We start from the raw sequence: 15,124 nt of genomic DNA, 5'->3' as shown, positions 1-15,124 counted from the left end.
GGCTACGCAACAGTACTCCGCCAGTATACGAGCGTATACAGTACATAAAATTCACCGAAGAATAGTATACTCAGCTTATATTAGGGATGTAGTAAACGGATATAGTTTTACGAATCTTAAAATATGATTTATTGGGGAATTCAGTTTTGACGATAGACATGTATTAAGACGCATGGCGTAGACCAAGCGATAGCAAGCGAGATCCAATTATGAACGATGAATGGGACGAGATCGGCTTCGTTATCAGCTCGCGGTATCGTGTGGAAGTACTTCGGAGATTGTCAGAGGGTCCGGCAACACCGACCCAGATAGCCAGCGACTCGGGGGCTGGGATTGCCCACATTTCACGGGCACTCAGCAGTTTGCGTGAGCGAACACTGGTGGATCTGCTCGTTTCGGAGGATCGGAAAAAGGGCCGTGTCTACGGGATTACGGAGGCCGGAGAAGAGATCTGGGAACAGATCCAGGCCGAGAATATGGTCGAGTGATCGGCGACAAGTCAAGCAGATCGCTGTTTTGAACTACTGACTCTGACAGCTTGAGCGTTCCTGGACTAGCCCCTGGCCCTCTCTGCCACTGGCGTCCGTATGGCCTATCGCTCGCTCCGCTTGAGGCCCAGCTTCCACTAGGTACAACAGTGGAGTTCCGTATCGGTGCTGTGGCCTGCCATGCAACGGCTCTGGTGGCGCGTACTGCGAGACGAGGCTATCGACAGTGAACGCGCAGTTCCGGACTCGACGCGCTCTGGACGACGGCACGCGCCCCTCTCTCGGATGATCGATAGCGACACTTCGGGCCGGTGATGCCCGCTCCTGTCACCGGACTCCGCATGAGTCCGGTACGGATGCTTGATCCAGATCTGCACGCGTATCCGGGCTGGAGCCAGCGCTATGAGTGAATACGCCTATCTCTGGAGGCTCGCTACTCGTCGTCTTCCTCGTCGTCGTCCGGTGCCAGCATCTCGGGGTCCCGTTTGTATTTCGGCGTCGCCGCGAACTCTGCAATACGCTCTCGCTCGCTCTCTGATAGCCACTTCGGCATGAGACGTAAGTTCAGGTTAGCCGTATTTACATCTGACGGGAAGTGTTGGCGATTCATCACTTGTATCTATCATTAGGAATCTGCGTGGGGAGAGTCGATAGTGTACCCCTCCGCAGTCTTTCGATTTGTCCACCTCCGAACCGTGACGTGAACTATCGCTGAAACGAGCCTCGAACGTGTGCGTTCCCGGCTGTCTCTCGACCAGTGGTCGACCGGGTAGTATCAGGCACCTACTGTCGAGAGCCGTAGCATTACCGGCCGAACCCTCACTGCTGGTTGCACGGTAGGAACGTTTTTCCAGAACGTAACACGATATTACCGGTCGAATACTGGTCCCGGTTTGTCCACGCAACGGCCGGTGCTGTCCACTGAGAAGAAAGTATTTAATCGCCACTGCGCTAGTTCGAAACGTGAGCACATCCGACGAGCGGTTCGAAGACGTAGCGTGTAACTGTAAGGTCGGCCGGGTTCTCAAGGAGTACGATCTTACAGCGTTAAACGACGAGCTGGTGGCCTACTGGACCGGGCGCGGCGAGGAGCGGTACAGTTTACGCGAGCTGGCGACGTACGTCAACCGATCGACCCTCCGCGCGGCGATGGACGAAGCCGGTGTCGCCTACAAGGATGGTGAGGTCGAGAACACCTACCGCCTGTTGACCGACGACGATGTCAGCAGTGGGATGCGAACGGAGACGCGCCGCGAACTCGAACACGATTCCGTGCCGATCGAGCAGGTCGAGAGCGATTTCGTCTCCCACCAGACCGTCCATAACCATCTGACGGACTGTCTCGACGCGTCGATGGTGACGCCGGACGACGAGGAACGCGTCGAGAGCGCCCGGGACAAGATCAGGGCACTTCAGAACCGCACCGTCGCGGTAACCGACGATACGATCGACAGGCTCGACCGGTCGGACGTGATCGATCTCGGTGAGTACGACGTACTGGTCGATGTCTCGATCATCTGCACCGACTGCGGACGCCAGTACACGGCGGGTGACCTGCTCGAACGCGGCGGCTGTGAGTGTCAGTCGGACAGCCCGCCGGAGCGTCATGAGTGACTGCGTTCCGGGATCGCACGTCCGCTCGCAGAGGTTTACAGGTGTACTTGTGTAATATCTGGGTGGCGAGACCGTTTCTAACCGCCGGGATGAACAACAAATAAGTAGCACGGCGGACTTGTTTCAGACAATGGAATCAGGTACTACTGTAGACGAGGTCCCCAAAACCGTCACTGTCCGGGCCGAGAATATCGGCGGGATCGACGAAACTTCGGTGACGCTTGATCGAGGGATAACGGCACTCACAGGTCGGAACGCGACGAATCGGACATCTCTGCTACAGGCGATCATGGCGGCGCTCGGCAGTGACCAGGTGTCGCTCAAGGCGGATGCCGATACCGGGCATGCAAGCATCAAGATCGGCGACGATGTCTACGACCGGTCGCTCGAACGGAGCGGTACCGCGATCGTGACTGACGGCGATCCGTATCTGAAGGATAGCGAGATTGCGGATCTGTTCGCCTTCCTGCTGGAATCAAACGAAGCTCGCCGTGCCGTGGCACGTGGAGACGATCTCCGAGAACTGATCATGCGTCCCGTCGACACGACCGCAATCCAGTCGGAGATCGACGAACGCACCGAGGAGAAGCGACGGATCGACGACCGACTTTCGGAGCTGGACGATATTTCCGCGAAGCTCCCTGGACTTGAAGAGCAACGAACTCGCCTCGACGCCGAAATAGAGGAGTTAGAGTCTGAGCTCGCCGACATCGAGGCGAATATCGACGATGTCGACGCCGACGTGGAGACATCGCGCGCCGAAAAACAGGAGCTCGAATCGAAGCTCGACGAGCTGCAGTCGGTTCGGTCGGAACGCGAACGCACGAGACGGCGGATCGACACCGAGCGAGAGAGCATCAACGCGTTGGAATCGGAGCACGAGGAGCTCGAATCGGAGCTGGCCGAACTTCCGGAGGATCGAGACGCCGAACTACAGCAACTGCGAAGTGAGATCGAGATGCTGGAGGGTCGAAAGGAGTCGCTGACGGCGGAGATCAGCCAGCTACAGAATACGATCCAGTTCAACGAGGAACGGCTAGCGGACGCACAGGCTGGCGAGCTAGACGCCGGTAGTTCGGACACCGACAGTGACCTCACGGATCAGCTCCTTTCCGAGCAGGATTCGGTCGTCTGCTGGACCTGTGGCTCCGAAGTCGCACGCGAGCAGATCGAGACGACAGTCGAACAGCTTCAGTCTCGCCGGAAGGAGAAATTGAAGGAACGGACCGACGTGTCCGACCAGCTGCGCGAGCGACGTCAAGAAGCCGACCAGCTGGAATCCACGCGGTCGGAAGTCGACGAGCTAGAACGCCGGATCGAACAGGTCGAGGACGAAATCGAGGACCGAACCGATCGACTGGAGGACTACGAGGAGCAACTGGACGAACTGGCGGACGCTGTCGAACAACTCGAATCCGAGGTCGAAGAGCTGGAGTCGGAAAGCTACGAGGAAGTTCTCGACAAGCACAGAGAAGCCAACTCGATCGAGTTCGAGATCGAACAAAAAGAACAGAAGCGACGTGAGATCACCGAGGAAATCGAAGACATAGAGTCCCGGCTGGACGAACGTGATAGCCTCGAAACGAGACGCGATGAGGTCGCGGAGGCGCTCACTGAACTCCGAACCCGGATCGACAGAATCGAGGCCGACGCAGTCGAGGCGTTCAACGAGCACATGGAACGGCTGCTGGAGCTTCTGGGGTACGACAACCTCGATCGCATCTGGATCCAGCGAAACGAACGGGAGGTTCGTGAAGGTCGTCGAAAAGTGACGAAGAGCACGTTCGACCTCAAGATCATCCGGACAACGGACGATGGCACGGCCTACGAGGACGATATCAACCACCTCAGCGAGAGCGAGCGGGAGGTGACCGGCCTGGTCTTCGCGCTCGCTGGCTACCTCGTTCATGACGTGTACGAGACGGTTCCGTTCATGCTGCTGGACTCGCTGGAGGCCATCGACTCGAACCGTATCGCGGATCTCATCGCGTACTTCCGCGAGTACGCGCCGTACCTCGTCGTTGCCTTGCTATTCGAGGACGCCGACGCACTCGATATCGATCACGAGCGCGTTACCGATATCTGAGGGCTGCTCAGGTTTCTGGAGGCCGGACTTCGACCTGTTCACCTCGTATCCGTCGATGATCTGGCACGTACGAAGTGCCCGTCTTGCGTAGTCCACAGACCGGTTTCGGTAGCCGATTTGAGTGGCATATATCGTGGGAACACATTGTAGAACTTCTAAACATTGTAGAAGAGGTATAGTATCTTGTAGTCTCTAACTACTGTATTCCGTCTACTATCTCACCAGTGATAAAGCAACAAGTTCCTATCAGTAGAGGAACTAATGACAGGTGGTGGTAGTGCTGTCGGGGATTGTCCCAGCCTTCGAAAGCAGAGCGGCTTCTCCCTCTGGATAGCGCCAGCAGGAACCACTCAGGTCGAGGGATTTGCGACGACGCCGCCCTCTCGGACGGCCGTCCGATCACAACAGCTCATACACCCCTGTACGTTGTCCTGGTTGTCCCCGAATACTCGAACGAAGTTCTGCGTGACGAAGCCGCCGCAGTTGTCACATCGTGGCATGGTTCATCCATCCAATGTTCTCAGTACGGTATAGTTACTCACAGTATACCTGACGTTATATGTCTATTAAAACAGGGTAGAACACATCTACGGCCGTTTTGACTGGCTGGACAGGTCTGATGATCAGGCGGGGTTCCACCTGTTCGAGGGGTCACGGAGGCGTCGTTTTGCCCACGAGAGTAGCTCCGGAATATCGCTGAGATGAAGGAGTTTACGTATCGCAGCTTTGTCGCCATCGTTTGCTCTAGAGAGTGTTTCGTCGTCCAGACGGTTGAGATCCGTCATGAGCCGATCGTAGCGGTCGTTCGGCGCGAGATACAGGATTTCGGTCATCAGCAATCTAGATTTCATTTTCGGTGCGACCTGCTCGTGCCACAGGTCCTCATACACTGAGAGCCGGTCCGCTGAGGTGTCCGGTTGTGCCGGTGTGAGCGCGTGGTCCACGGCGATCGCCGCTGCCCGGCCCGACTGCATACACTTGTTGATGCCTTCGCCCCAGAGCGGGTCGATCGTTGGTACTGTATCACCGATCGCCATGAAGCTATCAGTATGCATCCTGCCGGGCATCTGGATGTGTGCGGAGCCACGCAGTACCTCACCGCCCTCGATCTTGCTCGCATTCTCGAAGCGGGGATCGGTGTCGAGCCAGTGTTGCATGTAGCCGTCGATCGTCATCCCGCTTTTGGCCTTCTCCCGATGGCGCTCGTTCTGGATGTAGCAGACGCCGACCTTCGCGGTATCCTCGCCGGTGTGGAAGATCCACGAGTAGCCGCCAGGCGCGATATCGTGATCCAGTCGGAGCATCATCGCGTCGTGGAGGTCACCATACCCCTCGTGGTCGAGGTCGATCCCCTCCATGTGGTAGTCGATCCCGATCGCCTGGTTCTCGCGTTCGAGCGTGCTCACGCCGAGTTCGGATGCCAGCGGCGCGCTCGGGCCGGTCGCGTCGATGACGATCTCGGCGTTCACTTCTCTGTCGCCGTTGAATCGCACGCCGACGATTTCGTCGCCTTCCATTACCGGTCCGGCGACTCGCGCGTCGAAGCGAAACTCCGCGCCGTTCTCCCGTGCCTCCGCGACCAGCCAGCGCTTGAACGCCGCAAAGTCGAGGACAGCACCGGAGAGGTCGCGTGTGAAGTGGTCGTTCGGCGACTCCAGTACGACAGAATCGGTGTACTGCTGGACGACATCGCCGGGGACGCCGAACGCCGACATCATCGACGGGAAGGTGCCAGCGGTGGATTTGTTGCTCTGACGGGGGAACTCCGATTCAGGTTCGGTTTCAAGCACGAGAACGTCGTAATCCCGTGCGGCGAGATCCCGGGCACACTGCCCGCCTGCGGGACCTGCGCCAGCGATCACGATGTCGTACTCGTCGTTCATATGCTGTGATTGGGTGTCCCCATTATCAATGTTTCTTAACAGGTTCTCTCACGCCAGATATGCTACAACAATGCCGCAAGTAAATTCCTCACGCGATCCCTGCCCCGCCCAGCAGCAGGCGAATTCCGATAATCGTCAGCAAGCCGAGCACGACCCGGCGGCGCAGACTCTCACCGAGCCGATGACGGAGTCGCGTGCCGATCAGGACGCCAGCAACGGCAGGGACGGCCGCCGCGACAGATGCCAGAAAGACGAGACTGTCGGGGTAGAGTCCGAGCGCTCCGGCCGCTCCCACACGCACGGCGTTGAGGCCCAGAAAGAGCATCGCCGTGACGCCGACAAACAGGCCATGTGAGAGGTTACAGCTCTTGAGATACGCGATCAGCTGGACGCCGACGTTGGTCGCACCAAAGAGGACGCCGGAGGCGAGACCGACACCCGCCATACTGCCCGTAGATTCGACGAAGCACGCCTCTTTCGCCCGGCCGACCGCAGGGATCGACACCACTTGCTGGAGGCTCCCCACGAACGCAAGCGTCACGAGTCCGAGACCAATCCGTAGCGGCGCGTCCGGCAGGGTGTCGAGAGCGACCAGTCCCACGATCATCCCCGCGAGAGCGGCGACCAGCAGCGGTGCGAACCGCCGTCCACAGGTTCGTAGCTGGTCGCCCGAGAGCTCGCCGACGAGCGAGAGATTCACCCCGAGTATGGGGACAATCATGAACACGACCGCAGTCGCGGGATCAATGACAGTCGCAAGCGCCATCGTGGCAACGACGGCGAAGCCAAAGCCCGCGAGTCCGTTCACCGCACCGGCGAGGACGATCACGGCGAGGAGGGCTGCCACGGAGGCCAGCGAGTCGATCATTATTCGTTCGTCTCGTAGCAGGTACATATCCCTGTGGTGGTTGTGTGTGGTGGATGCTCACAGACCGACGGTCGATCGTCGAATGACTGATCCAGAGATTCGGCTCAGTTATATATTTGAGATATGGACTATGTCAATATATGACAATATGTTGGTGATTTTTGTAGCACCTCACGTGGAGAGATCGATGCGATACAGCACCGGTAACAGGTGAGGGTTAAACGCCTCTAGTATTATAAACTACTCAGTGTTTGACCAGCTACATACTGGGAGACACCGGACTATTTGACACTCTAACCGTATGTAGCGGCTTGAAAACGTCTCCCATCGAGATTCCACTTCATTGACTGTTTCGTTATCCCGTTCCGGATCACAGACTGAGCTCATTTATCATACATCTAAACATACTCGTATCTTGTTCTTTGTGCAGGCTGTTCCTTGTTTCGGCACGACTTCGATCCCATACCAGTCTACGTTAACCCCGAATTTATTATGCATGACGCGCCGAGTAGTACCGTGTCTTTCCCGCTGGCGAAACCCGTCGATCGATTGTACGAGGAGGTCGCAGAGTTCGGCCTCGTGGTTGTACCGGATGCACCGCTTGCAAGCGCGCTGAACCGTCGCCTCGACCGTCCGCATCTCGGGACGTTTGCGACCACGCCACGCCGACTTGCGGCCGGTCGCCGCGAGACTGCCGAGGACCGACTCGCCTTTCTCTCGGTGATCGAGGAAACCGATATCGGCTGGAAACCCGCCGCTCACGCGATTGGTGACATCCTCCAGTGCTGGGAGCATCAGGGCACCCGGGATGCGATCCTGACCTACGAGTCTCATATCAACGACGTGACGCGGGACGTACTCGATCGCGTCGGCGCGCTGGAGACGACCTCGAAACGCCTGACCGAGTATCGGATCGAGAGCGAGAACGTCGCGGTCGTCGGTATCGACCAGTTGACGCCGCTGGAGCGGTCCGTCCTGCCGGACTCTTACGAGTCAATCGACCCGCTGAGCGACGACGCCTTCGAGCTCCCGCCGTTCCGAGTGTTCGAGACCACGACTGCCATCGTCGAGACGGTTGTCGAGGCCGCACAGTCCGGCGATCCGGAGGACATCGCAGTCGTCCTCGATGCCGGTAGCGAGTACTCGCCGCTCGTCGAATCGGCGCTGTCGGCGGCTGACGTTCAGTTCTACGGTGGGCCGGGATTCGCAGACGATTCTGATCATCGGGCGTTCGTCCAGCTACTGCGAACGCTCCACGGAAGCTCCAGCGTGCGCGTGGGTGATGTCCGTCCCGTACTTTCTCGGCTCGGCGTCGACGTCTCCCGCGAGCACAACGAGAAGCGACTGTTGGAACTGGACGAATCGGCTGCCGATCTGTCGTGGCTTCGCTCGCTTGCAGCGGATGCCCACGAGTACACACTCGTCGACGTGCTCGCGGAGTACGAGGACCGGGCCGACTGTTCGCTGTCCGCGTTCCGGACCGAACTGGAGCGGCTCGGACTGGCAGACTCCCCGGCGACCGAGGCGAACGTCGATCAGCTGACCTTCTACCTCTCGACCTACGAGGTGCCGGTAGACCGCGAAAACGAGGGCGTCCTGCTCGCCGACGCGAAGTCGGCGGCCTACGTGGACCGACCCACGGTCTTTTTCCTCGGAATGGACGACCGCTGGACGCATTCGGCACCGCGGCGACCGTGGGTCGACCGAAAGGACCAGTTCACGCGGAACATCCGGGACTTCCAGTTGCTGCTCCAGAGCGGCATCGAGCAGCACTACCTCGTGCAGGACGCGGCGGGTGGCTCCCCAGTGACTCCGTGTCTGTACTTCGAGGAACTGCTCGACCGGGAGTACGAGCGGTTCTCGGATCTGGAGAGTGTGGCCTGCGGACGGGTACGCGACGACGGAACGCAACCGGCGGAGGCGAACAACGGTACGGACGGCTTCGACCGTGACCGACTCGTCGATGGCTCCGAACCCACCGCATCGACGCGACTGCTGGAGGTCGACGCCGTCAGTCAGTCTTCCCTCGGAACCTACGTCAACTCGCCGCGGGACTACTGTTTCGACAAACTGCTTTCCTCGCCCGACAGGGAGTATTTTGCTGAAGGGAACCTGTTTCACGACTTCGCGGAGTTCTACGTGAACTACCCCGACTTAGTCGACGAGTCGGTCCGCAAGGCGGTCGTGGACCTGCTAGTCGAGGAGACCCGCCCGTTCCGCCGAAGCGTTGATGAGGCGCGAAAGCGGACCGAGTATCGTGTCGGCGTCGACACGCTCATCGCATATCTGGACGACGTCAGACCCAGGGATACCGCTTTCCTGTCGCCCTCGGATAGCTGGGGAACGAACGCCATCGCCGAGCACTTTGGGAAGTCGATCGATTCGCCCCTGACCGAGCGATGGTTCGAGGACGAGGGGCTGGGGGTCAGGGGGAAGATCGATCTGGTCGCCGATCCCACACACCTCATCGACTTCAAAAGCGGCAGCCGAAAGGGGGCAACAGCGGTCGTGGGCAACGCCGCGATCGACCCGCCCAGCGACACGCCCGACTTCCAGTCACGGCTGTATCTCACTTACTGGCGCTCGCAGTATCCCGACCGACAGCTATCCTTTACGTTCGTCCACTTCCTCGAACTGCTGGATGAGGTCGTGACAGGCGAGCTCGCGCTGGATGACGTCGACGTCGAACGCGGTGACCTCGACGACGCGCTGACCACGATCACGTACTACCCGATGTACTTCTCCGAGTACGCGAGCTCCCGGTCGACGTTCGAGGCGCTCCGGGACGACGGAGCGAAGAAGTGTCAAAAGACCCTCTCGCAGGTCGAATATCGGGACTACGCCGCAGTCTTCGAGCAGGTCCCGATCCACCACACGACGGATAGCGACGAACTCATCGAGTCGGCCTTCGGCGAGAGCTTCATCGACCGAATGCAAGCGATTGTCGGGGAATACAAGTACGTGATCAAGGGCTGTAAACAGGCGATGCGGGAACTGACGCGGATCAGAGGCAGGAACTACTTCGAGGGGGATCTGGACGCGTTCGAGACGTTCCTCGACGAACACCTCGCGGAGCTATCCCGTCGCCACGTCGGCGAGGAGCGGTTTCCGGTCGTCGGTCCCGGCGAGGAGCCAAACGAGCGGTATCTGAACCACCGCGATCTGCTGCTGGAGGGTGAGCGATGAGCGAGTTCGCGCCGAACCCCGGTCAACGAGAACTGATCGACAGCACCGAGGGGACCTACCTCGTCGACGCCGGGGCCGGGACGGGAAAGACGTTCTCGATCACGCGCCGGTACGCCGGAATCGTCGACGGGGAGGGCGTCGAACCCGACGATGTATTGCTCGTCACGTTCACGAACAACGCCGCCGCGGAGATGCGAGAGCGCATCGTCGACCGCTCTGCGTACGGGACACGCGAACTGAAAGACGCGCCGATCCAGACGTTTCACTCCCTGTGTCACGACCTGCTGCTCGAACACGGCCACGACGCGCCGGAACTGCTGGGTATCGACGACCATATCACTGACTCGACACGGCTGCTCGACGACGAGTTCGTCGAGCGCAGTCGGTTCGGCGAGTTCGTCGACTGCTTCAGCGACGATCGTCCGGAGTACGACGACGTCTTCGCCGCGCTCTCGGAGCCGAGAGACCTGCTCGACCTGCTCCACGAACTCGCGGCGAAGGGCGTCTTCCCGACGGCCACGGGATGGTACAGGGACGGCGAGCGCCACCTCGATGGTGACTTCGCGGCGTTCAAAGATATCTTCGACGAGCGCAACGAGCCGCGAAACGGGGGCAACAAGCAATCTGCGCTCCGCTCCGTACTGTACAGCTACGGCGACTCCGGCACGTATCTGCCGGACGCACCGTCCAAATCAGAGATTCGCGGCGAGGGCAAGCAGGTGCCCGACGTGCTCGCCAATCACGCGTTCCACGAGGACCGCGAGCGACTCAAATCGTTCGTTCACGACGTCTACTGGGGCTATCTCCGTTTTTCGCTCCGCCGGAACTACCTGAACTTCGGCTTCCTGCAGCTGCTCGCATACGTGTTGCTCTGTGAGAATCACGCGTTGCGCGAGCGCATCGCCTTCGAGTACGTGATGATCGACGAGTTCCAGGATACGAGCGAGATCCAGTTCAAACTCGGGTTGCTCTGTGCAGGCACCGAGAATTTCTGTGTCGTCGGGGACTGGAAACAGAGCATCTACGGGTTCCAGTACGCCGACGTCGAAAACATCGTCGCGTTCGAGGATCGACTGGAGCGTTTCGCCGCGGAGTTGAACCGCGACCACGACCGGGTCGGCTTCGAACAGCCGGATGTGGAGACGATCTCGCTCGTCGAGAACTACCGATCGACCGATGTGATCCTCGACCTCGCAGAGGATGGACTGGTCGCTCCGGCGACGAGCACGGAAGACGTGGATGCGGAGTCGATCCTCGAGGACGTCACGTCGCTCGACGCCGTTTCCGACTACGACCACTCCCGGATCGAGGCCTTTCAGAGCGAGGACGAACAGGAGGCGCTCCTCTCGCGGATCCATGATATCGTCGGGGACGAACGGTTTCCCGTCGAGGGCGAGGACGGCGAACTCCGAGCGCCGGAGTACGGTGACATGGCGGTGCTGACGCGCCGCCGCGAGTTCGGCCGCGAACTGCTGGCGGCGGCCACCGAGAATGGCCTCCCCATGGCCTACGAGGGCGGCGTCGAGATCTATCGGACCGACCCGGCGAAACTGCTGCTCGCGTGGCTGCGGGTTCTGGAGTACGATGCGGACCGTGGGTGGGCCCCGCTGCTCGAACGTGTGGGCTACTCGCTGCCCGAGATCGACGCCATGCTATCCTCGGGGACTTACCCCCAGAACCTGGTCGGGTTCGCCGACGAACTACGCGACCGCGAGACGGTGGGTGCGATTGCCCGACACGTCTTCGAGCGCTACGGCTACGACGGTCCGGTCGCCGACGCTATCTTGCATGCCGTCCAATCCGTCCACGACGCGACGACGATGAGCCGCGGCGACCTGCTCCGGTACATCGAGCGCGGCATCGAGACCGGGACGACCCGCGAAGTCCACGTTGGGGCAGGGACGGACGCCGTCACCGTCCAGACGATCCACGCGACGAAGGGGCTCGAACATCCCATCGTGATTCTTGCGGACATGAATCAACACTCGTTCCCGCCATCCGGCGGCGGGACGAGCGATATCACGTTCGGTGATCCGGTGGGGCTCCGACAGCGGACGGTCTTCGACGCCGAGGCGTACGACCGGCCACACGTCTTCCGAAACTGGCGCTCGGACGTCCTGAATCGGACACTCCCACGGGACTACGACGAGGAGCGCCGTCTGCTCTACGTAGCGATTACACGCGCCGAGCACCACGTCCTCTTTTCGGCGGGCGAGACACCCAGTTCCTTCCTCGAATCGCTCCCGGTCGAGGTCGAAGAGATCGACCCGGAGCTGTCCGACGTATCGGCAGCCTCCGGTGAGAAACCGGGGTTCACACCAGACGTACGGGGTCGTGACGGGCCGGCAGCAGAAACCCCTCACACCATCATGCGCGACGATGTCTTCGAGGGCGTGGATGATGGGCGTGGTGTCGAGTTCGGTAGTCGGGTCCACGAGTTCGCAGAAGCCTACGCGCTCGGTGAGTCAGTCACCCCACGCAACGACGATGAGCGTGCAGTCGCAGCGTTTCTCGATGATCTGGACGGCACGCTGGTCGTCGAGGAGGACGTCCACCTGCCGCTTCGTATCGACGGCGAGACGATAACGATCACCGGCGTCGTCGATCTGGTCCACGTCGCCGACGACCGTGTCGACGTGATCGATTACAAGACCGACCGTGGCCGCCACGCCGAGGACGAGTACCGAAAACAGTTGAACGTGTATCATCACGTCCTCGAAGCTTCCTACCCCGACCGTGAGGTTACGACGAGTATTTTCTACACGGACGGGGGCGAGCGCGTCCCCGTGGAACCGCTCTCGGAGACGGAGTTAGAAGGTGTCGTCTCGGCGGCGCGCGAACGTTGAGGCGACAGTCGCTCCACGGTAGACCGTGCAGAACACACTTTTTACTCGTCTCCCAAGTGGCTGTCATGAACCGTATCACCGCTGCGGACTACCACGATATCGTGCAGGTCGAAGAGCCACGGGTCGCGCCCGACGGTGACCGGGTAGCCTTCGTCAGGAAGGTTCCGAAGGACGACGAATCCTACGAGGCGACGATCTACGTCGTTCCGACGGGAGGAGGCGAGCCGAGGCGCTTCACGATCGAGGAGGGCGTTGACAGCGAGCCGCGGTTCAGTCCGAGCGGTGATCGGCTGGCCTTCGTCTCGACGCGCGGGGAGGACGACGACCGGCCACAGCTGTGGGTGCTACCGACCGACGGTGGCGAGGCGAGACAGGTGACCGCGGTTGCGGGCGGCGTTGGATCGATCGCCTGGCGACCGGACGGAAGCGCGATTGCCTTCGTCCAGCAGGCCAGCGCCGAGGATCGGCAGGAAGAACGCGATCTCGAAGCGCCGGATAACTGGGAGCCCGATCCGCCGGATCCCCGCGTGATCGATCGGACGGTCTACCGGTCGATGCAGCAGTACTTCGACGGCAAGCGCAGTCACGTCTACCTCGCGGACCTCGAAAGCGACGAGGTCAGTCGCCTCACCGACGGCGACCGCGATTTCGCCGCGCCCGAGTGGGGGGACGCGAACACGCTATACTACACCGAGAGCGTCGGCGACGACCCTGACGACTCGCTGGAGTACGGCATCATCGAACACGATGTCGAAAAGGGGGCATCCGCGACGGTTCACACGGCGGCGGGCTGGGCGACACACCTCGCCGCGACGGCGGATGGTCGGGTCGCGTACCCACACACTGATCCGGACCGGGCCACGCTCAACCAGAGCGAACTACACGTCGTCGATACCGACGCCGAGCGCGTCACGACGCCGACAGCGGATCTCGATCGGACGCTCGGGCTCGCCGCTGCACCGCAGTGGGGACCCGAGGAGGAGCAGTTGTACTTCACGACACCCGACGAGGGGGCCGTCACGCTGTGGGCAGCCGGGTGGGAGGACACCGGGCCCGAACGAGTATTGCGTGAAGACGGAGCGAGTATCGATGGTGTCGACGTCGGCGCGGATGTCGTCGCGCTGGTCAAAAGCGAGTGGGACCATCCGGGCGACGTGTTCGCCATTACGCTCGGCGGCGCGGAACAACACCGTCTCACCCGTGTCAATACCGAATATCTGGACGAACGAGGGGTCAGTCAGCCCGAACCCGTACGGTACGAGGGGCCGGACGGACAGGAGCTGGAGGGCTGGCTGCTCACGCCGCCGGATTTTGACCCATCCGAGCAGTACCCGCTGATCGTCGAGGTGCATGGTGGTCCCCACGCGATGTGGACGACCAGCGGGACGATGTTCCACGAGTTCCAGACGCTCGCCGCGCGGGGCTACGTCGTCTTCTGGTCGAACCCCCGCGGGTCGGCAGGCTACGGCGAGGCGTTCATGTCGGCGATCGGCCGCGACTGGGGCACAACGACCATGGAGGACGTGCTGGCGGGGGTCGACCACGTCACGGATCGCGAGTACGTCGATGGCTCGCAGGTGTTCCTGACTGGCGGAAGCTTCGGCGGGTTCATGACCGGCTGGATGGTCGGCAACACCGATCGGTTCGAGGCCGCTGTCGCCCAGCGCGGGGTCTACGATCTGACGGGTTTTTACGGCTCGACGGATGGAGCGTACAAACTCGTCGAGGGGGACTTCGGAACGACGCCGAACGAGGAGCCGGAGTTCCTGTGGGAACAGTCACCGGTAGCCCACGCGGACGACGTCGAGACGCCGACGCTCGTGGTCCACAGTGACGACGACTACCGGACCCCCGCCAGCACTGCGGAGCTGTTCTACCGGCTCCTGCGGAAACACGGCGTCGACACCCGGTTCGTCCGGTATCCCGACGAGGGGCACGAACTATCGCGCAGCGGCCAGCCTGCCCACGTCGTCGACCGGATCGAACGGATCGTCCGCTGGTTCGACGGTTACTCGGAGTATCACGACGTTCCCCCGGCGCTCGAACGGGACGACGACGCGGAGCTTTCGGCGGGCGAGGGCGCTGACGACACGGGTGGATAACCTTCGGGCCTTATCGAAGGATTCTTTCGGTAGCACTGGTTCAGCAGTGCT

9 protein-coding genes are annotated in these 15,124 nt (G+C 60.8%); 6 read left to right on the top strand and 3 right to left on the bottom strand.

The genetic code is table 11. From position 1 onward, the window contains the following. Positions 1-209 precede the first annotated feature (209 nt). The 3 genes from AArcS_RS08895 (at position 210) to AArcS_RS08885 (ending at position 4,188) form a co-directional block, all read left to right on the top strand. Positions 210-488, top strand: coding sequence for a winged helix-turn-helix domain-containing protein (locus AArcS_RS08895; protein ID WP_238477071.1), 279 nt, complete (start codon positions 210-212; stop codon positions 486-488). Between the two features lie 963 nt (positions 489-1,451). Next, positions 1,452-2,102, top strand: a complete 651-nt coding sequence (gene rdfA / locus AArcS_RS08890; RefSeq protein WP_238477070.1) for a rod-determining factor RdfA — start codon at positions 1,452-1,454, stop codon at positions 2,100-2,102. A 130-nt stretch (positions 2,103-2,232) separates the two neighbouring features. Next, a complete protein-coding gene (locus tag AArcS_RS08885) occupies positions 2,233-4,188 on the top strand; it encodes an archaea-specific SMC-related protein (protein WP_238477069.1) in 1,956 nt (651 codons plus the stop codon). Between the two features lie 350 nt (positions 4,189-4,538). Here the strand turns inward: AArcS_RS08885 and AArcS_RS16005 are convergent, their stop codons facing one another. From AArcS_RS16005 to AArcS_RS08875, 3 genes are all read right to left on the bottom strand, one after another. Next, positions 4,539-4,688, bottom strand: a complete 150-nt coding sequence (locus tag AArcS_RS16005; protein ID WP_434803498.1) for a DUF7563 family protein — start codon at positions 4,686-4,688, stop codon at positions 4,539-4,541. A gap of 123 nt (positions 4,689-4,811) precedes the next feature. Further along, a complete protein-coding gene (locus tag AArcS_RS08880) occupies positions 4,812-6,071 on the bottom strand; it encodes a digeranylgeranylglycerophospholipid reductase (protein WP_238477068.1) in 1,260 nt (419 codons plus the stop codon). 88 nt (positions 6,072-6,159) lie between these two features. Next, positions 6,160-6,939: a sulfite exporter TauE/SafE family protein gene (locus AArcS_RS08875; RefSeq protein WP_238477067.1), complete on the bottom strand. Its 780-nt coding sequence runs from the start codon at positions 6,937-6,939 to the stop codon at positions 6,160-6,162. Between the two features lie 516 nt (positions 6,940-7,455). Between AArcS_RS08875 and AArcS_RS08870 the strand changes: the two genes are divergently transcribed. The 3 genes from AArcS_RS08870 to AArcS_RS08860 all read left to right on the top strand — a co-directional run bounded on the left by AArcS_RS08870 (position 7,456) and on the right by AArcS_RS08860 (position 15,073). Continuing rightward, positions 7,456-10,125 carry a hypothetical protein gene (locus tag AArcS_RS08870; protein ID WP_238477066.1) on the top strand — a complete coding sequence of 890 codons (2,670 nt, stop codon included), beginning with the start codon at positions 7,456-7,458 and terminating at the stop codon, positions 10,123-10,125. Next, positions 10,122-12,971 (top strand): UvrD-helicase domain-containing protein, encoded by a 2,850-nt coding sequence (locus AArcS_RS08865; RefSeq protein WP_238477065.1) that lies wholly within the window; start codon positions 10,122-10,124, stop codon positions 12,969-12,971. Before AArcS_RS08870 ends, AArcS_RS08865 begins: the two co-directional genes overlap by 4 nt. Positions 12,972-13,036: 65 nt before the next feature. Next, the gene (locus AArcS_RS08860; protein WP_238477064.1) at positions 13,037-15,073 is read left to right on the top strand and encodes a S9 family peptidase; all 2,037 of its coding nucleotides are present in this window, start codon (positions 13,037-13,039) and stop codon (positions 15,071-15,073) included. Positions 15,074-15,124 lie beyond the last annotated feature (51 nt).

It is taken from the genome of Natranaeroarchaeum sulfidigenes (assembly GCF_017094485.1).
GTDB classification, from domain to species: Archaea; Halobacteriota; Halobacteria; order Halobacteriales; family Natronoarchaeaceae; genus Natranaeroarchaeum; species Natranaeroarchaeum sulfidigenes.
Note: the sequence above shows the minus strand (reverse complement) of the source record. Positions and strands in the feature narration are given on the sequence as shown.